This window comes from Streptomyces sp. NPDC059832 (assembly GCF_042731715.1).
Classification (GTDB): domain Bacteria; phylum Actinomycetota; class Actinomycetes; order Streptomycetales; family Streptomycetaceae; genus Streptomyces.
Genome location: NZ_JBHWIY010000019.1, coordinates 116,211 through 138,586, shown reverse-complemented (window position 1 = coordinate 138,586; position 22,376 = coordinate 116,211). Strand labels below are relative to the sequence as shown.

General features: G+C 70.1%; 14 protein-coding genes and 1 pseudogene. 10 read left to right on the top strand and 5 right to left on the bottom strand.

All coding sequences use genetic code 11. The features are described 5' to 3' along the window. Nucleotides 1-46: 46 nt before the first annotated feature. Entirely contained in the window at nucleotides 47-1,663 is a 1,617-nt protein-coding gene (locus ACFV8T_RS28955) for a phosphodiester glycosidase family protein (protein ID WP_385333106.1), read from the bottom strand. Between the two features lie 335 nt (nucleotides 1,664-1,998). On the opposite strand from ACFV8T_RS28955, the gene ACFV8T_RS28950 reads away from it, so the two are divergent. The 4 genes from ACFV8T_RS28950 to ACFV8T_RS28935 all read left to right on the top strand — a co-directional run bounded on the left by ACFV8T_RS28950 (nucleotide 1,999) and on the right by ACFV8T_RS28935 (nucleotide 11,181). Next, the gene (locus ACFV8T_RS28950; protein ID WP_385333104.1) at nucleotides 1,999-2,799 is read left to right on the top strand and encodes a GPP34 family phosphoprotein; all 801 of its coding nucleotides are present in this window, start codon (nucleotides 1,999-2,001) and stop codon (nucleotides 2,797-2,799) included. A gap of 186 nt (nucleotides 2,800-2,985) precedes the next feature. Next, on the top strand, nucleotides 2,986-8,826 hold the full coding sequence (fxsT, locus tag ACFV8T_RS28945) for an FxSxx-COOH system tetratricopeptide repeat protein (RefSeq protein WP_385333101.1): 5,841 nt from the start codon (nucleotides 2,986-2,988) through the stop codon (nucleotides 8,824-8,826). Nucleotides 8,827-8,830: 4 nt separating this feature from the next. Continuing rightward, nucleotides 8,831-10,114, top strand: coding sequence for a hypothetical protein (locus ACFV8T_RS28940; RefSeq protein ID WP_385333099.1), 1,284 nt, complete (start codon nucleotides 8,831-8,833; stop codon nucleotides 10,112-10,114). Continuing rightward, complete coding sequence (locus ACFV8T_RS28935) at nucleotides 10,111-11,181, top strand: hypothetical protein (protein WP_385333096.1); 1,071 nt, start codon at nucleotides 10,111-10,113, stop codon at nucleotides 11,179-11,181. The genes ACFV8T_RS28940 and ACFV8T_RS28935 overlap by 4 nt, the downstream gene beginning before the upstream one ends. A gap of 84 nt (nucleotides 11,182-11,265) precedes the next feature. On the opposite strand, the gene ACFV8T_RS28930 is transcribed toward ACFV8T_RS28935, so the two are convergent. Then, complete coding sequence (locus tag ACFV8T_RS28930) at nucleotides 11,266-12,015, bottom strand: ribonuclease activity regulator RraA (RefSeq protein WP_385333094.1); 750 nt, start codon at nucleotides 12,013-12,015, stop codon at nucleotides 11,266-11,268. A 193-nt stretch (nucleotides 12,016-12,208) separates the two neighbouring features. On the opposite strand from ACFV8T_RS28930, the gene ACFV8T_RS28925 reads away from it, so the two are divergent. The 6 genes from ACFV8T_RS28925 to ACFV8T_RS28900 all read left to right on the top strand — a co-directional run bounded on the left by ACFV8T_RS28925 (nucleotide 12,209) and on the right by ACFV8T_RS28900 (nucleotide 20,821). Beyond that, complete coding sequence (locus ACFV8T_RS28925; protein ID WP_385333092.1) at nucleotides 12,209-13,477, top strand: alpha-L-fucosidase; 1,269 nt, start codon at nucleotides 12,209-12,211, stop codon at nucleotides 13,475-13,477. 4 nt (nucleotides 13,478-13,481) lie between these two features. Beyond that, nucleotides 13,482-15,518, top strand: coding sequence for a heparinase (locus tag ACFV8T_RS28920; RefSeq protein WP_385333089.1), 2,037 nt, complete (start codon nucleotides 13,482-13,484; stop codon nucleotides 15,516-15,518). 171 nt (nucleotides 15,519-15,689) lie between these two features. Further along, nucleotides 15,690-16,934: an ABC transporter substrate-binding protein gene (locus ACFV8T_RS28915; RefSeq protein WP_385333087.1), complete on the top strand. Its 1,245-nt coding sequence runs from the start codon at nucleotides 15,690-15,692 to the stop codon at nucleotides 16,932-16,934. Further along, on the top strand, nucleotides 16,913-17,833 hold the full coding sequence (locus ACFV8T_RS28910; RefSeq protein ID WP_385333084.1) for a carbohydrate ABC transporter permease: 921 nt from the start codon (nucleotides 16,913-16,915) through the stop codon (nucleotides 17,831-17,833). Before ACFV8T_RS28915 ends, ACFV8T_RS28910 begins: the two co-directional genes overlap by 22 nt. A gap of 112 nt (nucleotides 17,834-17,945) precedes the next feature. Continuing rightward, nucleotides 17,946-18,758, top strand: coding sequence for a carbohydrate ABC transporter permease (locus ACFV8T_RS28905; RefSeq protein ID WP_385333081.1), 813 nt, complete (start codon nucleotides 17,946-17,948; stop codon nucleotides 18,756-18,758). A gap of 86 nt (nucleotides 18,759-18,844) precedes the next feature. Continuing rightward, on the top strand, nucleotides 18,845-20,821 hold the full coding sequence (locus tag ACFV8T_RS28900; protein ID WP_385333078.1) for a right-handed parallel beta-helix repeat-containing protein: 1,977 nt from the start codon (nucleotides 18,845-18,847) through the stop codon (nucleotides 20,819-20,821). A 62-nt stretch (nucleotides 20,822-20,883) separates the two neighbouring features. Here the strand turns inward: ACFV8T_RS28900 and ACFV8T_RS28895 are convergent, their stop codons facing one another. The 3 genes and pseudogenes from ACFV8T_RS28895 to ACFV8T_RS28885 all read right to left on the bottom strand — a co-directional run. Next, nucleotides 20,884-21,651, bottom strand: coding sequence for a GntR family transcriptional regulator (locus tag ACFV8T_RS28895; protein WP_385333075.1), 768 nt, complete (start codon nucleotides 21,649-21,651; stop codon nucleotides 20,884-20,886). A 68-nt stretch (nucleotides 21,652-21,719) separates the two neighbouring features. Next, nucleotides 21,720-21,974, bottom strand: a complete 255-nt coding sequence (locus tag ACFV8T_RS28890) for an acetylxylan esterase (RefSeq protein ID WP_385333140.1) — start codon at nucleotides 21,972-21,974, stop codon at nucleotides 21,720-21,722. Nucleotides 21,975-22,094: 120 nt separating this feature from the next. Beyond that, nucleotides 22,095-22,366 (bottom strand): annotated as a pseudogene (locus ACFV8T_RS28885) (acetylxylan esterase); the annotation flags it as partial. Nucleotides 22,367-22,376: the final 10 nt, after the last annotated feature.

Genomic DNA, 22,376 nt, shown 5'->3' with positions numbered 1-22,376 from the left:
CGGCGGTTGGTGGCAACTGGTTCCGGTGTTCTCGGACCGGGCCGGGTCAGCCCCGGTCCGGCAGGATCAGCAGTGCATCTCCGACAGGGCGTTCACCGGCCGCGTCGGACGGGTGGTTGATCACCTCTCCGTCGACCACCATGGTGGTCGACCCGCCGCCGTCGAGATTGACCGCGTCGCGCAGGCCGAGCGCTCCGGCGACGGCGGCGCTCTCGGGGATGCTCAGCCCCAGCGCATCCGTGCCGCGTCCGTCGGCGGTGACGAACACGGTCCTGCCGGCGTTGTCCACCCCGGCCAGTGTGCGTGGGTTCCGCTTGTGCACCCAGCCGTAGTAGAAGCTCGCGTTGCCGGGCTGCACCATTCCGTCGGTGGCAGGCGTCACGTGCAGCCGCCCGTCGCGGACCAGTTCGGGGCCGCCGTTGAAGATGCTGGTCGCCGGTGACGGGGAGACCTTGCGACCGCTGCCGTCCCGCAACGTCCCCTCGATGCGCAGGGGGCAGCCGATCTGCGCCAGGGCGTGCAGCCCGGCGACGCGCGCGCCGGTCGCCTGCACGGAGCTGCCGCCGGCCGGCAGCGATCCGCCGCGCGGTGAGCGGAGTTCGAGGACCCGCCCGCGGGCGTCCAGTACGGCCTCCAGGCCGTCGCCCTGCGGCGTCCGCCGCCCGTAGTCCGGCGTGAACGCCACGAGTTCGTCGCGGTCGGTGCAGGTCACGTCGTGCAGGGGCAGCGAGGTCGGTGTGTCGTCGGCGGTGCCGCCGCAGTTCCTGATCAAGCCCGGTACCCGGTCGACGCCGTCCAGGGGTTGCGACGCGTGCCGGCCGACGACCCGTCCCTTCCAGGTGAGCCGGGCGACCCCGCTGTGCCGGCCGGAGTCGCGTATCACCAGGCCGGGGCGGCCGTTCACCGGCTCGCTCAGCAGCCGGCCGCCGTAGACGCCGATGCCGGCCGGATCGCCCGGTGCTCCGGCGCTCGGGTCGAGGACGAAGAACCCGCCGTTGACCGCCGCGGTCGCGCCGGCGGCGGCTGCCAGCTCGCTGGTCTTCTCCCGGTTCTCCAGATCGGAACCGTACGATGCCCTGAGCCCGCCGCGGAAGCGGTCCGGGTCGATGGTGAGCACGTCGATGCGCCACGGGCCACGGTCCGCCGGGTTCCCGTCCCAGCCGGTGTACACGACGGACCCTGCGTACCCGGACCCTCTCAGCCGGGTGCGCTCCGCCGTCCCGGTGGACTGCGAGTCGAACTGCCCGACCCGGACCCGCCATCCAAGCGTTCCTCCCGCGTAGTCGGCGACCGCCGGAGTCGTGACCTCCTCGACCCGGGCGTCGAAGCCGTCGTCCTGCAAGTCGGCAGCCAGCTCGTCGGCGCTCGCCCGGTCCTTCAGCGCCGTCGGCGGCGCGTCGGGGTCCGGCGAGGTGGCGCCGCCGGGTATGGAGACCTCGACCGTCCACGCAAGCGCCGGGGCGTCGGCACCGCGCACGATCCGTGTGAGGGTGACACCCGGCTGCAACGTCCGCGTGCTGCGGGTCTCGGTCAAGCCGACGGCGCCCAGCGGCAGGGCACGCGTCGGCCCCGGCCGCGGCTCGGAGGAGGCGGGCGCCGGCAAGGCGCCCACCACGGCGAAGAGTGCCAGCCCCGTACACGCACCGAGCCATTTGCTGTTCACGTACCCCCCTTGGAAAGAACGGCCCAGCAACGGTGCGTGCGGCAGCGGCCACCAGTCAAGACGTGTGCATGCCCATCTCCTCGCCCGCCAGGCCCTGGGCAGTTCAACCATGTCAGCAGGCCGTGACGGCCCATGCAGGTCCTGCCGGAAAGACCTGTGCATCCGGGCTCGGCCTCCCAGAAGCAGACGCTCCGGTACAGCCGGCAGGCTGGGAATCCCTGCTTCCCCGGGCTCGGCGGACGCAGGGCAAAGCCGGTCGGGGAAGCCGGCGCGGTAGCTCCCTCGAAGCGCGGAGTGCTCCCCTCCGCCGAACCGCCGCGCCTACCCTGACACGTATGACCACGGGGGATGAACTGCTCCTGCTCGCGATAGTTCCGGGCAGGCAGCGCATACGGATACGGGGCGAGGAACGGCTCCGGTTCGCCCTGCGGGCCTCGGAGTTGGCGGATCTGGGCCTGGCCGGACGGATCGCCGTCGGGCGCCGGCGGATCGAGGTGTTGGACACCCGGCCCGTCGAGGACCGCCGCCTGAGCAATGTCCTGCACAGTCTCGGCGCGGCTGCTCCCCCGCCCGGCCTCATGGACTGGCTGCGCCGGACACCGCGCTCCCTGACCGTCGAGTACCTCTCCCGGCTGCAGGACCAGAAGGCGGTCCGGGTCCGTCGGTGGCGCGATCCCAGCGGCCGTACCCGCCACGACATTCTCTCCGTGGACCTGCCGCGCCGCCGGGCGCTGCTGACCCGCCTCGACAGCGTGGTCCGCTCCGGCTCCGCAAGGTCCACCGCCGACCGCGACCTCACCCTCGCCGTGCTCGCCCAGGCCGCGCGCCTCGCCCCTGCCGCCTACCCTGGACTGCGCGGCAGCACCGACCGCCGCCGTATGGCCGCCCTCGCCGCAGCGCACCGTCTCACCCCCGCAACCGCCGGAGCGGCCCCGGTCGCCGACGAGGAACTGGCTGCGGCACTGACCACCGGCGCCGATGTCCTCACCCGCCAACTCCTCGGCGAACTCAGTGACCTCTACGCCGACTTCACCACCGGCGGCCACGGTCTCGGCCACGACCTGGACCCGGGCAGTTGGTCCGAGGGCGGCGCAGGCGGCCCCGGCCACCACGGGGACGGGCACATCGGCTGGTGACTCCGACAGCCGGGAGCCGCGCGGCTCTTGACCGAGCCCGGGGCCGGTGGAATTCGGCGCGCGAGTCGTGCGGGCATCCCGCCACCGATCACATGACACGGTGTCAGGGGCTTAGCTAGCATGACGAGACGGTGAGTTCGGGGAACTTTGTGCGGCTTCCCGGATGCGGGCAAGCAAGGGGGCGATGTGATCACGGCTGAGCGGTTGCACCAGTGGCGAGTGGCCGAGCAGCCCTATTCGGACATCCTTGTGGTGCGCCGCTCGCAGACGCCGGCCGAAGCCAGTGGCAACCCACACACCGAGCGCCGGGCCAGTGTGCCGCCCGAGGCGGTCTCCGCCGCCGCCACCATCGACGCCCCGCCCGGTATGGACAACCTGCCACTGAGCATGACCGAGACCTTCGTGGGCCGGACCGGCGACGTGGCGGGCATCCGGCGGGCCCTCGCCTTCGGCGAGGGGATCATCACTCAGCCGCAGACGCTGCACGGCCTGGGCGGAGTGGGCAAGACGTCGCTCGCACTGCGGTACGCCCGTGAGCATCGTTCCGACTACACCCTTGTCTGGTGGATCGTTGCCGAGAGCTGCGAGCAGGTGGACGCGGCCCTCGCCGATCTCGCGGTCTTCCTCCACCCGAGCTGGGCCCTCGGCGCGTTACCGGACCAGCAGACCGAGTGGGCGATCCTCTGGCTCCAGTCCCACGACGGCTGGCTCCTCGTCTTCGACAACGCCGAGAGCCCCGCGGACCTCAACCCCTACCTCGGACGACTCCACGGCCACGGGCACCAACTCGTCACCAGCCGCCGCGCGGACGGTTGGCGCCCCAGCGCACAGCCGCTGCGTATCGACGTGCTGGCCGCGGGGCCTTCGGTGAGCCTGCTGTGCCGTCTGGCCGTGCCCCGAAGGGAGCCGACCGGGGACGAGGTCCGGGAGGCCGACGCCCTGGCCACGGAGCTCGGCCACCTGCCTCTGGCACTCGCGCAGGCAGGTGCCTATCTCCGGCAGACCGGCATGTCCTTCGCCACGTACCGAGCCCTTCTCGCACAGACGCCCACCGCGGTGCTGGACGCCGCCGGCGCGGGTCACGACGCCGACCGGACCATCGCCCGTATCTGGCGTACGACGCTCCGGACCTTGGAGCGGAGCGCGCCCCTGGCCGCGAGACTGCTCCACACTCTTGCCTGGTACGCGCCCGAGGCCGTACCGCGTGCCGCACTCTCGGTGCCGATGGAGACGGAGCCGGCGGCCATCGGACCGTCGGCGATCGACGATGCTCTGAGCCTGCTCGCCGGATACAACCTGATCACGCTCACCGATCAGGACATCACCGTGCACCGGCTCGTCCAGACCACACTGCGCAGCCCGCTCCTGTCCGGCCCGAGGCACGAATCCGACCACTCCCTGCTGGAGACGGGCCGTGACTGGGCGGAGGCGGCCCTCCTGCGGTCCGTACCCGACGGCCCGCGCACCGAGCGGACGGTGCAGGCTCGCTGGCAGGAGATCCTCCCGCACATCCAGGCACTGGCCGCCAACCGGCCGACCGGCCGGCGGCCTCGCGAGAGCACCGTTCAGCTCTACGAGCGGGCGGCACGGGAGCTGATCGAGCGCGATCAGAAGATGCTCTCCGTCACGCTGATGGAGGCCGTCGTCGACGGCCTCACCCAGCTGCGGGGACCCGATGCCCGCGCGACCCTCGACAGCCGGGACACCCTCGCCGACGTACAGAGCGCGGACGGCGATCCCCAGAAGGCGGTGCTGCTGTGCCGCGGCCTGATCGCCGATCGGGTCCGCCTGTTCGGCCTCGACGATCCGGCGACCCTCGCCAGCCGTCACACCTACGCGTACGCGCTTCGCAAGGCCGGCGACCACCAGACGGCGGTCCGGGAGTTCGAGGCGGTCGTCGCCGACCGCACCCGTGTCCTCGGCCGGGAACACGCCGACACGCTCGACAGCCGTGACGGGCTCGCCTATGCCCGTCAGATGGCGGGCGACCACCGGCGTGCGGTCATGGACTACGAAGCCGTGGTCGAGGACCGAACGGCGTTCTTCGGCGCCGACCACACCTCGACGCTCGACAGCCGAAACAGCCTTGCCTACGCGTGTTCGGATGCCGGCGACCATCCTCGGGCCATCCTGCTGTACAAGGAAGCGATCACCGACCGGGCCCGGGTACTCGGCGCCGACCATCCGGACACCCTGACCAGCCGTGGCTGGCTCGCGCATGCGCAGCGGGGGGCGAAGGACTACCGGTCGGCCATCGCCGGCCTCGAATCCATCGCGGCGGACCGCACCAGGCTCCTGGGCGCCGATCACCCCGACACGATCGGGACCCGGGCCGATCTCGCCGTCACACGGCAAAGGGCCGGCGATGCCGGCCGGGCGGTGCGGGAGCTCGAAGGCGTCGTCGCGGACCGGACGCGTGTCCAGGGCCCGGACCACCCGGCGACACTCGACGACCGCAGGAAACTCGCCTCCGGGTACCGGGCCCAGGGCGATCACCGGCGTGCGATCAGCGCATACCGCAGTCTCGTGGCCGACCGCTCCCGCGTCCAGGGGGCGAGCCATCCGGCCACCCTGGACACGCGCGACGGCCTCGCCTTCGCGCACGTGGAGGCCGGGGAGTACGACCAGGCCGCGCGGCTGTTCAAGGCGCTGGTGTCGCACCGCACACGTACGCAGGGGGCCGACCACCCCGCCACCCTCGAAGCGCGTGACAGCGTGGCGTACACGTACCGGAAGGCGGGTGATCACGCCGAAGCCATGGCCTGGTGCGAGACGGTCATCGCGGACCGCGTCCGGGTGCTCGGCGCGGACCACCCCGACACCCTGGAGAGCCGCAGCACACTGGCGTACACCCTGCGGCTCGCAGGACGGTTCGACGCCGCCGTGGCCGAGTTCGCCGCCCTCGTGGCCGACCGCGCCCGCGTCCTGGGCCCCGACCACGCGGACACGCTCGGCGCACGGATCGGCCTCAGCCACGCGCGCGACCTGGCCGGAGACACCACCGGCGCCGTCGCCGGCTTCGAGGAACTGCTCTCGGACTACACCCGTGTACAGGGTCCTGACCACCCCGACGTACTGAACATCCGCGCCTGGCTCGCCCTCTCCCACCGACGCGCCGGCGACCACAGGCGGGCGGCCGCCCTGGACGAGCGGCTCATAGAGGACCGGATCCGCGTCCAGGGCCCTCGGCATCCCGACGTGCTCAGTGCCCGGGAATCGCTGGCGCTGACGTGGTACGACGAAGGGGACGCCCGCCGCGCCGCGGAACTGCTCGGCGAGCTGGCCGAAGAGCACAAGCGGGTCCTCGGACAGGACCACTCACGCACGCTCCAGACTCGCGGATTCCTCGCCGTGGCCCACCGGAAAGCGGGTGACCACCGCCAGGCCGTCAGCATGTTCGAGGGGCTCGTCGAGGACTCCGCCCGTGTGCGAGGCACCGACCACATCGACACCTTGTCGTGCCGCAACGAGCTCGGCTTCTCCCTTCAGAAGGCGGGTCGCTACGGGGCGGCGGTGCGGGAGATGGAGGCCCTGGTCACGGACCGCACCCGGATCCAGGGCGCCGATCACCCGGCGACGCTGACGAGCCGCGCGAATCTCGCCTATGCGTACCGGGACGCCGGTGACCACGCCCGTGCGGTCGCGCTCTACGAGGAGCTGGCCGCCGACTCCCGCCGGGTGTACGGCCCCGACCACCCCACCACACTCCGGATGCGGCAGGAGCTGGCTCTCTCCTGCGGCGCAGCCGAGGATCACGCACGTGCGGCCCGCCTCCTGGAGGAGTTGCTGCGTGACCAACTCCGCGTGGCGCGCCCGGATCACGCCGATACGGTGCTCACCCGGGAGCTCCTGGCCGGGGCATGGCTGTCCGCGCGACGGTACGCCGAAGCCCTTCGTGCGTACGAGGCGCTGGTCGCCGACCGAACGCGGATCCAGGGCGCGGACCATCCGAGCACTCTGATCAGCCGCTCCAACTTCGCCTACACCTGCCGGCGTGCGGACGCACCCCGCAGCGCGGTCGCCGAGTACCGGCGACTCGTCACCGATCTGACCCGGATCCATGGACCTCTGCACCCGAAGGTGCTCAACACACGCAGGGATCTGGCCGGTGCCGTCAACGCGGCCGGTGACCACCGGCGGGCGGTGGAGCTCTGGCAGGAGGTGTTGGCGGACCTCGTACGGGTGCAGGGCGAGGATCACTTCGATACCTTGCTCTGCCGCAACGGGCTGGGCTTCTCCCTGCAGAGGGCGGGGCGCCACGGGGCGGCGGTGCGGCAGATGGAGGCCCTGGTCACGGACCGCACCCGGATCCAGGGCGCCGATCACCCGGCGACATTGGCGAGCCGTGCGAATCTCGCCTATGCGTGTCAGGACGCCGGTGACCACGCCCGTGCGGTCGCGCTCTACGAGGAGCTGGTCGCCGACTCCCGCCGGGTGTACGGCCCCGACCACCCCGCCACGTTCGCACGGCGGGAACTGCTGGCGGACGCCCACCGCCTGGCCGGTGACCACCACCGCTGTCTGGCCCTGTACGAGGACCTGGTGGCGGATCGCCGCAGGGTCCTCGGCGCGGACCACCCCGACACGCTCGCCACGCGGAAGTGGCTCGCCATCTCTCACCGCCGTGCCGGTCACCGTCCGCAGGCCCTCAGGTCGTACGTGGAGCTGCTGGCGGACGTCGAACGGGTGCAGGGCGCGGACCATGTCGACACACTGGGGTGCCGGCGTGGACTGGCGATCACACGTCGGCTGGTGGGTCAGTACGCGACAGCGGTGCGGGAGATGGAGGTCCTGGTCTCGGACCGTACCCGGCTGCAGGGGGAGGACCACCCGGAGACCCTGACGGGACGCGCCGACCTCGCTCTTGCCTGCCGGGAAGCCGGTGACCACGCCCGTGCGGCCGCACTGTACGAGGAGCTGGTCGAGGACTCCCACCGGGTGCACGGCCCCGACCACCACTGCACCCTGCACGCCCGCAGCGCTCTTGCCCTGATCCTGGTCTCACTGCCCGGCAGTTCCCCGGACCACGCCGTCTCCTTGTGCGAGCAGTTGGTCGCCGACCATGTCCGGGCCCTCGGCGTCGACCACGACAGGACCCTCGCCAGCCGCGAACGGCTCGCCTACGTCCGTCTGCTGGCCGGCGACACCGGTCGCGCGATCACCCTCTTCGAGGCCGTGATCGCCGACCGCTCAAGGGTCCTCGGCCTCGGGTATCCCGATACACCGGACGGTGTCGGTCACGCCCACTCGATGGGCCGGGACGCGCTGCCGACCGTGCTCGCCTGCCGGAAGCCCATGCAGGATGCCGGCCATCCCACCGCCATCGACGCGCTCGCCAGGGCATACGGAGAGGCGGGAGACCGGGAGCGGGCGGCAGTGCTCCTCACGGCGGTCTCCTCCGGGCGTGCGCAGGTCCTCGGGCAGAACCACCCCGATACCCTCGAAAGTCGCACCGGCGCCTACTTCGCCCGTGTGGCCGCCGGTGCCGGCGACGGACCCGTCGCCGGTAGGCGCCTCACGGCCGACTGGGAGCGGGTACTGGGACACGGCCACCCCAAGGTCCAGGAGGTACGGGAACGGCTGGCCGCGGCCTACCCTTCGTGGACGATCAAACTGAGGCTCCTGGCCGGTGAGGTGAACGTCGGAGAAGCGGTCGACGTGGAGGTCCGTCTGGAACGTACCGGCGAGACGGACATCGAGCAGCCGGGATCCGACGAGGCGGACGTCCAGCCGTCCGAGGAGCCTTCGGGGCAGGAGGAGCCGTCATCGGCACAGCCGCTGCCTCTGCTGCTCCTGGTGGCCGCGACGCGCTCGGCCGCCACGGTGGAGCCCCCGATCGCCGAGTACGTGTCCGGGGGCCGGCCCGCCGTCTTCGTGTTCACCGCGTCCGAACCCGGCGAGCACCGCCTGCGCCTCACCGTCTACGACCGTGACATGGGCGTCGTGCTCCAGGACGTCGAGACCGGCATCGACGTGACGGGCGACCCATGTTCTCGTTCCGCTTCCGACATCCCTGGGAGGAATTGAGCAGGTGGTCAAGGAACTCACCGTGGACGTCCTCCACAATCCTTCGCTCGATTTCACGGCGCTGCCCCCGCGACAGCGGCGTCCCGGCAGCCCGGTCCGTGCCAAGCAGCCCCTCGACCTCGTGGTGATGCTCCGTCAGCACAGTCCCGAGCGGCTGCATCTGTCGGCTCTCCTCACCAACAGCCGTACGCCACAGCGCGGGACCCCGAATACCTACCTCAACATCTCCGCGAGCGAGCTTCTCCAGGCAGCGGCCCGGCTCCGCACCGTGTGGAGCAGTCGGCTGGTGCACTACCAGCCCCGGGACGCGGACGGCATGCCCCTGGGCGGGCACCTCTTCAGCGACGAGGTGGACCTCTCCGCGCACGCCGAACTCTCCCACGGCCTGACGGAAGATCTCGCCGATGAAGGTCAGCACCTCCTGGAACGCCTGCTGGAGGGAGCGGACCACCGGATGACCGAGCTGCGTGCCTTCCTGCTGGACACGCTCGCGGGACAGGAGGGCCTGCGCGTCTCGTTCGACTCGGACCTGCACCTGCCCTGGCCGATGCTGGCCGTCGAACCGCCCGACGGCGCCCCGCTCCTGCACGGATTCCTCGGCTACCGGCACCAGATCGAACAGACCGGTGCGCAGGCATTCCCCAGCACCCAGCGGGAGGCCCTGGCACGTCCCCTTCCCGTCACCAGCCTCAACACCGACGTCACGCTCGACACCGTCGGCCGGGCACCGGAAGTGCGCAAACTGCTGGAGGAACGCTCCCAGCTCACCGTACGGACCGACTCGGAGGAGCTGCTCGGCGATCTCGCCGCCCCGGTGCTGCACGACGACGTCATGTACTTCTGGTGCCACGGCGCATTCGTGGAAAACGGATCACCGCACCCCCATCTGGCGGTCAAGCTCACCGACAGCCAGCCCATCGACGCCGATCTCGTCCTGAGGAAACGTCGCCGGCACACAAGCTCCGGCGATGCGCTCTTCCGCCCCTTCGTACTGCTCAACGCCTGCTACACGGGACAGACAGCGCCTGAGCCCGGTATCAAGCACCTGGGAGCGGCGCTGGTCAACCTGGGAGCGGACGGGGTGATCGGGCCACAGTTCGACATACCCCAGCTCTTCGCGTCCGAGTACGCCTTGGAGTTCCTGGGCCGGTATCTCAGCGGGGACAGCACGGCGGGCGAGATCGCGATGGGACTGGTCCGCTGGTACGCCAACCGGTTCCACAACCCGCTGGGCCTGGCGTACTCGGTGTACTGCGGCATCGACAGCAGACTGGAGAAGACCCGGTGAAACGGTCCCGACAAGCAGCCGGCGGGCTCGGCCACAGCGGCGGACCGGTGGTGGCGCCGGCTGTCGTCCACCTGGACGAGAAGGGCAGACTCCGCTCGTCCGCTTCCTCGGCTCCCATCCGCCCCGACCGGCTGGCGGAGCATCTCGCCCGCGAGTTGCGCGTCCCGGAGCAGGCGACGGATCTGTACGTGTACGCGCACGGCTGGCAGACCTCTCCGAGCGTGGCCGTGCGCAGCGCGAGCCGGCTGCTCCGGCAGGCCCAGGAACTGACCACCGCACGTCCCGACCTGTATGCCGGGCTGGAGGGCGGGTACCGGCCTTGGTGTGTGGTCATCTGCTGGCCGTCCTCCAGCCTGCCCGGCCCCGCCGGCTACCGTCGCATCCGTGAACGCGCGCACGCGATGAGCGCCCCGGGAACCGGACAGGCCGCCCATGTCCTGGGGCACCTGCTGGGCTACCTGGACACCCATCGGACGGACCCCGGTGACCCGGCGGTGCTGAGAAACCGCAACGGGCAGTATCTGCACCTGCTCGGACATTCCTTCGGTGGGCGGTTCCTGTGCGAGGCGGTCCAGTGGGCGGCCGAGGCACCGGAACGCCCTCGCGTCCTCGGCTGGTCCCACCCGGCCGACCCCCGCCGGCCGTTCACGGTGGACAGCGCCCTTGTCTTCCAGATGGCCGCGCCACGCAACAGCCTCGACACGATGTTCCCCACACTCTTCGCCACTGACGACCGGCCCGCCGCTCCCCTGCAGGGCCCGCTTGCCCTGACCCACTCCCGTTGGGACCGCGCCACCGGTTTCTGGCATCTGAGGGCGGAGGGGGCTCCCGGCATCGGCCACTCCGGAGTGGGCACGACACCGGTGCCCCACTACCCCACACGGATGCTCACCGTCGACGAGCCGTACACGCGCGAACTGCTCGACCACCGCATCGTCGACATCGACGCGGGCTGGCGCTTCCGGGGCGGTCGGGTGAGCCGGCTGTCTCCGGCGGGGGCCCACTCCGACTTCCACCACCCCGAATCCGCCCACCTGCTGGCGAGCCTCGCATCCCTCTCCCGTTAGGGCCCGCGCATCGAGCGGCCGAACGCACTGCCGGCGGGCCCACGTCGAAAGCCGCCGGCTCGCGTCCGAGCGGTCCGCCGGAACTCAGGTGGCGGACCGGCCGGCCAGGTACTCGGTCATGCCCTCGCCGGTGAGCGGGTAGTAGTCGGAGAGGCGTCCGCCCTCGTCGAGGCGGCGGCGCGCGAACGCCTCGCGGTCCTGGTGCAGCAGGGAGTCCTCGGCGAGCGGGATCGCGTTCCGCTGCGGCACGACGACGGCGCCGTCCTCGTCGGCGACGATCAGGTCGCCGGGCGTCACCAGGGAGCCGCCGACGCCGACGGGCACGTTGAACGCGGACGGGAACAGCTCGGTCTGCGAGGCGTAGTGCGGGGTGACGCCGGTGCACCAGATGGGCACGCCGAGCGCGCGGACCCGGGCCGCGTCCCGTATCCGTCCATCCACCACGATCCCGGCGCCGCCGCGCAGCTTGAAGTAGCGCACCAGCATGTCGCCGAGGCAGCCGGTGAAGTGGCTGCCGTGGGCCGAGACGACGAGCACGTCGCCGGGTTGGATGGATTCGAGGACCCCCCACAGCGCGGTCTTGCGCTCGATGTCCTCCTGCTCCGCCCCGTTGAAGACGTCCTCGCGCTGCGGCAGGAACTGCAGCGTCACGGCACCGCCGGTGATCTTGACGTCCGGTTCGCGGTGCAGCGGCACAGGACCGTCGATGAACGTGCGGGTGATGCCCATCTGATGCAGCTTCGCGCAGGCCGTCGCCGCGCTCACGTCCTTGAGGGCTCCCACCATCTGTGAGGTGGGCCGTGCGTAGGACGAGGTGTGGACCGGCGCTCGCATCGATTCATAGGTACGGGCCTCCTCCGTCCCACTGATGCGGGTCTCCCCCGTCGACGGCGTTTCCTGATCCCCTGTCGGGTGCATGCACTTGCCTCTCCGCGCGCTCGTCGCGCGCCACGCCAGTGACATCATCGCCTATCGATGGTAGGTAACAGCCAATCGATTAGTGATGTCAATGCGTCAGGAGCCGTCCGTGACCGATGCTTCCACCGATTCCGCTGATTCCACCGGGTGGTTCGAGGCAGCACGCTTCGGGTTCTTCGTCCACTTCGGTCTGTACAGCCTGGCGGCGCGGCACGAGTGGGTGCGCAGCCGGGAGGCCATGCCGCAGCAGGAGTACGACCGTTACCTGCACCGGTTCGATCCCGATCTGTTCGACGCCGCACAACTGGCGCGTACCGCACGCGAGTCGGGGATGCGCTACGCGGTACTGACCGCCAAGCACCACGACGGCTTCTGCCTGTTCGACTCGGCGCTGTCCGATTACACCTCGGTGCGCGCGACAGGCCGTGACCTGGTGCGCGAGTTCGTCGAGGCGATGCGCGCCGAGGGCCTGCGCGTCGGCCTGTACTACTCGCTGCTCGACTGGCACCACCCCGACTTCACGGTGGACGAGCACCACCCGCTGCGCGGCACCGCGGCCGAGCAGGAGCCCCGTGACATGGCACGCTACCGCGCGTACATGGAGGGGCAGATACGCGAACTCCTCACCGCCTACGGCCCGATCAACCTGCTCTTCTTCGACTTCACGTATCCGGAGAAGGGCCCCGAGGAGTGGGGTTCGGAGCAACTCCTCTCCGTCGTACGTTCGTTGCAGCCGGACACCCTCATCAACGACCGGCTGGGCGTACCCGGCGACTACGTGACACCCGAGCAGTACCAGCCCGACCGGCCGCTGGAGCGCGGCAGCGAGCGGGTGATGTGGGAGGCCTGCCACACGCTCAACGGCTCGTGGGGGTACGACCGCGACAACCACGACTACAAGGACCCTGCGCTGCTGGTCCGGATGCTGGTGCAGTCCGTCGCCTGTGGCGGCAACCTCATCCTGAACGTCGGTCCCACCGGCCGCGGCGCCCTGGACCCGCGGGCCCGCGCCACGCTCCGCGCCATCGGCGAGTGGACCGGGCCGCACGCACGGTCCGTGCACGGCGCGGGGCCGAGCGCGTTCGAGGCGCCGGCGAACGCCCTGTACACGCAGTCGGGCCGACGTCTGTATCTGCACCTGCCGGCCTGGCCGCTCAAGCACCTCCACCTGCCGGGACTCGCCGGACGCGTGCGCTACGCCCAACTGCTGCACGACGGTTCGGAGATCCGCTTCCACGTGATGGACGGCGCGCGGCACGAGCACAACAACCTCGCGCCGCCGAGCCAGCCTGCGGGCACCCTGACCCTGACCCTGCCGATCGCCCGGCCCGACGTGCTGCTCCCGGTGATCGAGCTGGAGCTGGACGGGGAGGAGTGATCCTGTGGTGGAGTCATTGAGCGCGCGCCTGTCGGCGGTGCCGGGTCCGGACGGCGGCCGGGAGCTGGAGCGGTTGCTCGTCGATCCCGCCGGGCGGGTGGGGGTGCCCGATGCCACCTGTCGCGCCGTGTGGGACGCGGTCCCGGAAGCCGTACGGGAGCGGGTACTGACCGACGCGTCACGGGAGTTGAAGCGACCGGCACCGCTCCTGCTCGCCGGGGCATGGGCCCGTGCCTTCCGCGACGGCGACCGCGGTGCGTACGAGGACGCGGCCTGGGGGCTCCAGGAGCGGGTGTCCCTGCTGACGCTGGCGGCCGTCCTCACCGGCGAGTCCGCGGACGCCACGGAGGTCCCCGGGGCCTGCCCGCATCTGGACGCCGCGATCGACGGGCTCGTGGCGTTCGCCGAGGCCAGCACCTGGTGCTGGGCGCCGCACGAGCGCTTCGCGGCGGAGCGCGGCGACCTCGTGCCCGATCCGGACGACCCCTGCCTCGACCTGGGCGCCGCCGAGGTCGCCTCGCTGTTCGCCTGGGCGGACCATGCCCTGGGACCGCATCTCGACCGCCGGATGCCGGGACTTCGGCGACGGCTGCGCCGCGAGGTGGAGCGGCGGGTGCTGCTGCCCTTCGAACGCCGCCGGGACTGGCGCTGGATCGGCGCCGACGGCGGTGCCAACAACTGGAACCCGTGGATCCATGGTGCTGTGCTCGCCGCCGCGCTGCTGCTGTGCGAGGACGACGCCCGACGCGCCCGCCTCGTCCGGCTGGTCGTCCGGGGCCTCGACCACTACGTGGCCACGCTCCCCGACGACGGCGGGATCGACGAGGGCATCGCCTACTGGTGGGTGGGGGCGTGCCGGTTGCTGGAGATCCTCGACCTGCTCGCCGGGGTCGGCGGGCCCGCACTCGACGCCCGCCGGACACCTCTTCTCAGCAAGCTGCTGAGGTACCCGCAGCGCATGCACTTCGGCGACGACTGGTACGTGAACGTGGGCGACGCGCCCGCCCGGCTGACCGCCGAGCAGCCCTGGCAGGTGCCGTTCCGCTGGGGCGCGCGGCTCGGGCAGCCGGAGACGGTGGCGCACGCGTTGGCCGGAGCGCGGCGGCAGCACAGTGCCGCACCGCCGCGCGCGGGGCTCGGGCGTGCGCTGACCGCGCTGGCCGACGAACAGTGGTGCCGGGCGGTCACGGCCGACGAGCCGGAACCCGTCGCGTCCTGGCTGGCCCGCGAATCGTGGCTGCCACGCCTGCAGGTCCTGGTGGCCCGCGAGACGGCGGCGTGCACGGACGGTCTCGCCCTCGCGGTGAAGGCGGGCCACAACGGCGAGCACCACAATCACCTCGACGTCGGCTCGTACTGGGTGGCGGCGCACGGGCGGCCGCTGGTGGTGGACATCGGCCGGCCCACGTACACCACGCAGACCTTCGGCCCGGACCGTTACGAGGCCTGGCCGTTCCGGAGCGGCTGGCACAACGTGCCCGAGCCCGGCACCGCGCAACAGCCCGGCCCCGCCCACCGGGCCCGGGACGTACACGTCGAGCTCGGCCCCGACGCCACGGGGATGACCGCCGACCTGAGCGGTGCCTATCCACCCGGCACACTCACCCGATGGGACCGGACGGTGCGCCTCGTCCGGGCCGACGGGACCGCTCCCCCGCACGTGAGCGTCTCGGACCGGTGGGAAGGGCGCACGGAGAGTGTGGCCTTGCATCACGTGCTGGCCGGACACGTCGAGCACGGGGCCGGCTGGGCCACGGTCGCCGCTCCTGGCGGGGAGGGACTGGTGATGCACTGGGATCCCCGCGTCGCAGTCGCCTCCGTCGTACGCAGAGAGCTCGACGACCCGCAGCTGACCAGGAGTTGGGGAGACCACCTCACCCGACTGACGCTGACGGTCCGCGCCCCCGGCGCCCAAGGCAGCGTAGTCGTGCGGTGGTTGCTCGCCGACGCCGCCGACCGGTGCCCGGAAGAAGGAACTCAGAGGTTTGCCGCAGCACTCTTGAAGAAGCGAGGTGCCACCCCTAGCATCAGCAATCGATAGACGATAGTCACGAAGGCGAGGGCCCCGCCCCGCCTCCACCGCATCGCACCACCCCCGCGAGCGATCCGCACCGATGACCGTCCGCGGCCCCTCCCACCGCTGATCCACCGGGAACGCTGCGGCCGAACATCAGCTATCGATTATTCACGACTACGCAACGGAGCGTGTCCCATGAGAACAATGTGGCGCCGTGCCTGCGGGCTCGCCGTGGCTCCCCTGGTGATGGCGTCGGCCGTCGCCTGCGGCGGCGGGTCCGACCAGGCCGCGGAGGGCACGACCCTCCGCGTCATCGTGAACATCACGCCGAATCTGACGGAGAAGTACTGGAACGACCTTTTCGACACGTACGAGAAAGCTCACCCCGGCGTGACGGTCAAGCTCGAACTCACCGGCACGATCTCGGCGGACGCCAAGCTCAGGCAGGACCTGGCCGCGGGCGATCCGCCGGATGTCGCCCAGCAGATCACGCCCAACGCCGACACCGCGTCGCTCTTCGCCGACCTGTCCGACCAGCCCTGGACCGCCAAGACCCCGCTGGCCGACCAGTACGCCGTCGACGGCAAACACTACGTGGTCGGTGTGGGTGAGCAGATCCAGTCGCTCGTCTTCTACAACAAGGCGGCCTTCAAGAAGGCGCGGATCGACCCCGCCCGGATCCGTACGATGGATCAGTTCACCGTGGCCATGGGCAGCTTGAAGGACGCGGGCTACAAGCCGCTGCAGGCCGCCGGCCAGTGGGTCACCGGCTCCCAGTTCTCGATGATGGCCGACGCGGGTGTGCTCACCGCCGACCCCAAGTGGACGGCCAGGCGCAACGACGGCAAGGTCTCCTTCGCCCGGAGCGGCTACCTGCCCTACCTCCAGCACTACAAGAGCTGGATCGACAAGGGCTACCTGGACAAGAGCGCGCTCGGCCTCACCTACGCGGACGGCCAGACGGCCTTCCTGAACGGCAAGTCCGCGATGTACATCATGGGTTCGTTCTTCGTGCCCGCGGCGGACGCCGCGAAGAAGAGCGACGACATCGGTGTGTTCACCATGCCGACCGACGGGGCCTACCCCTCCGGCCAGTTCGGCAACATCTCCAACCCGTACGTCGTGGTGAACAAGTCGCGCCACAAGGCCGAGGCGATCGAGTTCGTGAAGTGGGCGACCACCGACCCGGAGGCCATCAGGAGCCAGCTCGCCTCCGACGGCAATCTGCGCGAAGGCTTCACCTACCCGATGTCCGGCCTCGGTTCGTCCGTGCAGCAGATCCTGGACAAGGCACCGTCGGTGCTCGTGAAGTCCGGCAGGAGCCAGCCGATCGCCGGGTTCAGCGACGAGCTCAACAAGCAGGTCCAGTCCCTGTACACGGGCTCGTCCCCCGCGGGCGCCGCCGACGGATTGGACAAGTGGTGGAACTCGCAGGGCTGAACGAAGGGCTGAAACAGCGGCGCCGGGCACGGCTTCGGGACTCGGCCGTCTCCCTCGGGATGATGGCCCCGGCCGTCCTGCTGTACACGGTGATGACCGTCGTGCCGGTGGGTGTCGCGGTGTATCTCAGCCTGACCGACTGGGACGGCTTCTCCACCGCCACGTTCACCGGGCTCGACAACTACAAGCACCTGTTCGACGATCCGAGTTCTTCGGATGCCTGGTACGTGACAGCGCTGATCGCCGTGGCCGGCACCGTCCTCATGGTGGGCCTGGGGCTCGTGTACGCGCTGGCCCTCAAGGGCCGATCGCGCACGAACTCCTTCTTCCGGGCCGTCGCCTACTTCCCGCACGTCATCAGCGCGCTGATCCTCGGATACCTGTGGGCGGCGATCCTCGGCACCAACGGTGCCATCAACAACACACTCGCCAAGTTCGGCATCGAACCGCTCGGCTTCCTCTTCGACGAGCAGTTCGCGCTGATCTCGCTGATCGCCGTGATCGTGTGGGCCGGATTCGGCTTCAACGTCGTTCTGTTCGTGGCCGCCCTGCAGACGGTGCCCGCCGAACTGCTCGAGGCCGCGGCGATCGACGGCGCGTCCAAGCGGCAGATCAATCTGCGGATCGTGATCCCCATGATCGCGCCCGTGGTGACCGTGGCGACGGTACTGAACCTGGTGGGGCTCATCCGGGCGTACGACATCGTGGTCAGCCTCACCGGCGGCGGTCCGGCCGGCTCGACGCAGACGTTCACGTACCTCATTCTCGCCCGGTCCTTCGAGGGCACCAAGGTCGGTTACGCGACCGCGCAGGCGGTGTTCCTGATGGTGGTGTCCGCCGTGCTCGCCCTCCTCGTGACGGCGCTGCGCAACCGTCAAGACCAAGCCGCGACAGGTTAGTCAGGAGCCATTGGTGGTCGTACTAGAGGCAGAGGTCCGCGACAGGCCGAAGGCTGTGCCGGCCAAGAGTGACGACACGCGGCGCACGGAACGCAAGGAGCCCCGCTCGCCCGTGCGGTGGGGACTGCTCGGTGTGCTCGTCGTCGTCATGATCGTGCCGATCTACCTGCTCGTGGTGAACGCTTTCAAGTCGCAGCAGGACATCCTCGACAACCCGTTCTCGATCCCGCTGAGCGGGCTGACCTTCGAGCACATGTCGGTCGCGATCAACAGTCCGCAGTTCAACGTCATCGGCGGCTACGGCTTCACGCTGTTCCTCGTCGTGGTCGTGGACGTGCTGTGCATCCTGCTCGCGGGCCCCGCCGCGTACGCGATAGCGCGCAGCCTCAAGCGGCGTACGCAGCTGGTGCTGCTGTACTTCCTGGCCGGCACGTTCATCCCGGGCGCCGCCGTGATCATCCCGGTGATCTATGTGCTGCGCGAGGTCGGCCTGGCCAACACCGTGACCGGTCTGGTCGCGCACGACGTGGCGTCCACACTGCCGGTGAGCATCTTCTTGTTCGTCGGCTTCATCCGCACCGTCCCGGTGGACATCGATCACGCGGCGACGATCGACGGCGCGGGCCGGTACCGGACGTTCTGGTCCATCATCTTCCCGCTGATGCGTCCCGCGGTCGTCACGGTGCTGATCCTCAACTCCATCGGGATCTGGAACGACTTCGTCTCCCCGCAGATCCTGCTCAGTCCGTCCTCCGGGCACTACACGGTCACGACTGCGATCTACGCCGGCATCAGCCAGTACTCGACCGACCTGACGAAGGTGTTCCCCAACCTTCTGCTCGCCGTCGCGCCCGTCGTCATCTTCTTCATCTACATGCAGCGCCACATCATCAGCGGTCTCACCGTCGGCGCGGTGAAGGGATGAGCCCCGGCGGGACGACCGGGCCCGACGTACCCCGTCCGAGAAAGAGCCGAGAGAAGAGAAAGGAACTCCGAGTGCTGAGGAGATGGATGCCACGGTCCCGCAGAGGACCGTGGTCCGCAGCCGCCCTGCTCGCTTCCCTGACCGTGGTGGCGGCCGGCCAACCCGCCACCGCCCATCCGGTCAGGCCCCACGCGGGACGGACCTATTACGTCGCGGTGTCCGGCCAGGACGCTGCCGACGGCAGGAGCGACAGGACCCCGTTCCGGCACATCCAGAAGTGCGCCGACGTGATGGTGCCGGGCGATACGTGTCTGGTCCTGTCCGGCACGTACGAGGAGACCGTCGTGCCGGCCCGGTCCGGCACCGCCGGGCTGCCGATCACCTATCGCGCCGCCCCGGGCGCGAAGGTGACGGTCAGCGGTGCCTCCGGGATCGGCGGTTTCGAGCCGGTCACCGCCGCCGATGTCACCGAGATCGCCAAGACCGACCCGTTCGCCGCGGACTCGCAGTTCGGCGACGCGGTGGCGGCCGGGCACATCTACAGCACGGACGTCGACCTCGGCTCCGACGTGAGCACCGTGCAGGTGTTCACCGACAAGAGGATGGGCATCGAGGCCCAGTGGCCGTATCCCGGCCTCGATCTGCTCGACCCCTCGCTCCAGTACGCCGGTGAGGGCAGCGCGGACGCCACCGTCGCCGACGCGGACCTGACCCGCCCGGCGGGGTACTGGGACGGCGCGCGTGCCCTCACCGGCTACTGGTACGTCTCGGCCACCACCACGGTGAAGAGCTCCGCCGTCGGCTCGGTGACACTGGACGCGGCGCCGCCATGCGTCCACAAGGTCGTGCCCAAGGAGACCCGGTACGCACTCTCCGGGAAGATCGGTGAACTCGCGCATCCCGGCGAGTGGTTCTACGACCCGACCGCGAAGCGCCTGTACGTGTACGGCACCGACGACCCGGACACCCACACCGTCGAGGCCAAGCGCCGCACCCTCGGCTTCGACCTGACGAACACCGGTCACACGACGATCGACGGCATCGGCCTGTTCGCCACGACGATCAGAACGGGCGCCACCAGCACCGGCGTCACCCTCGACGGCATCGACGGCCAGTACCTGTCGCACTACACGGACATCACCCGGGGCGCGACGGACTGCGGCAGCACGGTGACGCGGGGCGTCGGCGACAGCGGCATCATCCTCGACGGCACCCAGAACAAGATCGTGAACAGCGATCTGTCGCTGAGCGCCGGGAACGGCATCGCGCTGCGCGGGCAGAACAACACCGCCACGGACAATGTGATCCACGACGTCGACTACATGGGCACCTACGCGGCGGGCATCGCCGTGCAGGGCAACAGCCAGACGGTCACGCACAACACGATCTCCCGCGTCGGCCGCAGCGGTATCAACCTCCAGTGGAACGAAGTGGCCGGCCTCACCCCGGGCAAGGACCTGATCGCGTACAACGACATCTCCGGGTACGCCCGGCTGAGCCTCGATGTGGCCGCGATCTACACCTGCTGCAGCGCCTGGATGATGGGCACGAACATCGACCACAACATGCTGCACGATCCGGCGCCGACCACGACCTCCACCACGTTCGGGATCTCGGGAATCTACGCGGACAACGGCCAGAGCGATCTGGTGATCGCGAACAATGTGGGCTGGGGCAACCGGGAGGGCACGGTGATGCTCAACGGTCTGGGCACCGGATCGCACGACAACGGCGTCTACAACAACACCGGCGGAATGACGCTGTTCTATGTGAAGGAGCCGGGGCAGTCGACCGGCACCAAGATCTACAACAACGTCGGTACGATCCGGGGCCTGGACGGTGCCACCGACGGCGGCCTCGTTCTCTCCGACAACCTTCCCTCGGATGTCGATCCGCTGTTCGTCGATGCGGCGAACCGCGACTATCGGCTGACCGCCGATTCCCCGGCGCGCAATCAGGCGATTCCGCTTCCGGGGATCAATGACGGATCCACGGATGCGACGCCGAGTCTGGGTGCCTATCAGTACGGGGCACCCAAGTGGACTGCGGGCGCCCGTCGGTAGCCCGCTCGCGACATGGCCATGGGCCCGACCCGGAATTCCGGATCGGGCCCATGGCCGTGCGATCAATTCGGCTTCGCCGCGGTCTTCCCGGCCGCCGTCCTCTTCGTCGCGGCTGCCTTCTTGCGGGGCTTCTTCGCCTCCCGCGCGTCCGGCACGGGCCCGCGGCCGGCGGCGTGGTCAGCGAATGCCTCGGCCGCCTTCTCGGGGTCCCCGGACCGCAAGAGGCCGACGAGACGGCCGTGTTCGTCGGCCATCGCGCACCGGTCGCCGTCGAAGAGCGGGTCGGAAATGGCCCGCAGGGTGCGCAGGCTCGGTTCGATGACCTCCCACATCCGCGCCAGGAACGGATTGCCCGCGAACTGGCTGACCAGGGTGTGGAACTCTATGTCGGCGTCACGGAAGCCGCTGACGTCGCCCGCGGCGACCGCCTCGTGCATCCGCTCGACCAGCGCGTCGAGCTCGTCGAGCTGGTCCCCGGTGATGTGCTCGGTGGCGAGCCGCGCGGCGAGACCCTCCAGCGGCTCGCGTACCTGACGGGCGTACTCCGCGTCCTGCGAGGAGATCTCGACGACGAAGTGGCCGCGGCGCGGCACGTGCGTGAACAGGCCCTCCCGGGCGAGCCGCTTGACCGCCTCGCGCACCGGGGCCTGGCTCACGCCGAGCCGCCGTGCGATCTCCGATTCGACCACGCGGTCGTTCGGCGCGAGATCGCCCTCGACAACGGCCTGGCGGAGAAGTTCGTACACCTGGTCCGAGATCAGGGTCTTGCGGAACCGGTCCTTGTTGGTGGCCAGCGTGGAGACGAATCCACCCGACGCGTTAGATGCCATGAATTCCCAATCCTGCACTGGGGCACGTCAGTTTTGACATAATACGCACCCATCTTCTCTCGATGGAATCACACCGAGGTTTCCAACCGCTTGGCCAGCCATTCCAATTCGACGACCTCGTGGGCGGGCCCGCCGCCTTCGTGATCACTGAACGGATAGGCCCGTATCTGCTTGTCGGCCTGATCCACATTCCGTTGGGCGCCGTAATGGTTGAACGCCGGGTACACCGTGGAGGGCGGGCAGGTACGGTCCATCAGGCCGACCGAGAACAGCGTCGGCGCATTCGCCCTGCGGGCCAGGGTGGCGCCGTCGAAGTAGGACATGGTACGGGTAACCGTGGCCGCGTGCTCACGGTGCAGCTTCACGAACTTGGTGACCTCGACGAGCACGCCGCGGGTGAGGAAGCCGGGAGCGGCGATGTCGCCGCCGGCCGGGTCGGGGTCAGGGGTCCCGGCGCCCTGGCCGCGGGTGTCCATGACGAGGTGCGCGTAGCCGGCGTCCGCCCACAGCCGCCTCTCGTGCGGGCGCCGCGCCCGCTGCCGTAGCCCAGGTCGATCGTGGCGAGACCGTTGTGCACCGGCTCGAACGTCGTGGCGAGGTCGAATTCCTCCTGCTGCGCGAGGGCCTCCTGCCAGAACGCGTCGAAGTCGTCCGGTTCGGGGAAGGCGGGGCGATATCCCTCCAACTCGTCCAGGGGAAGGTCGAAATGTGCCATGGGGCATCTC

Coding starts and splice junctions, on each gene's coding strand:
- ACFV8T_RS28915 (WP_385333087.1), top strand. CDS start 15,690: ATGAGAACAATGTGGCGCCGTGCCTGCGGGCTCGCCGTGGCTCCCCTG.
- ACFV8T_RS28950 (WP_385333104.1), top strand. CDS start 1,999: ATGACCACGGGGGATGAACTGCTCCTGCTCGCGATAGTTCCGGGCAGG.
- ACFV8T_RS28930 (WP_385333094.1), bottom strand. CDS start 12,015: ATGCGAGCGCCGGTCCACACCTCGTCCTACGCACGGCCCACCTCACAG.
- ACFV8T_RS28900 (WP_385333078.1), top strand. CDS start 18,845: ATGCCACGGTCCCGCAGAGGACCGTGGTCCGCAGCCGCCCTGCTCGCT.
- ACFV8T_RS28890 (WP_385333140.1), bottom strand. CDS start 21,974: ATGTCCTACTTCGACGGCGCCACCCTGGCCCGCAGGGCGAATGCGCCG.
- ACFV8T_RS28895 (WP_385333075.1), bottom strand. CDS start 21,651: ATGGCATCTAACGCGTCGGGTGGATTCGTCTCCACGCTGGCCACCAAC.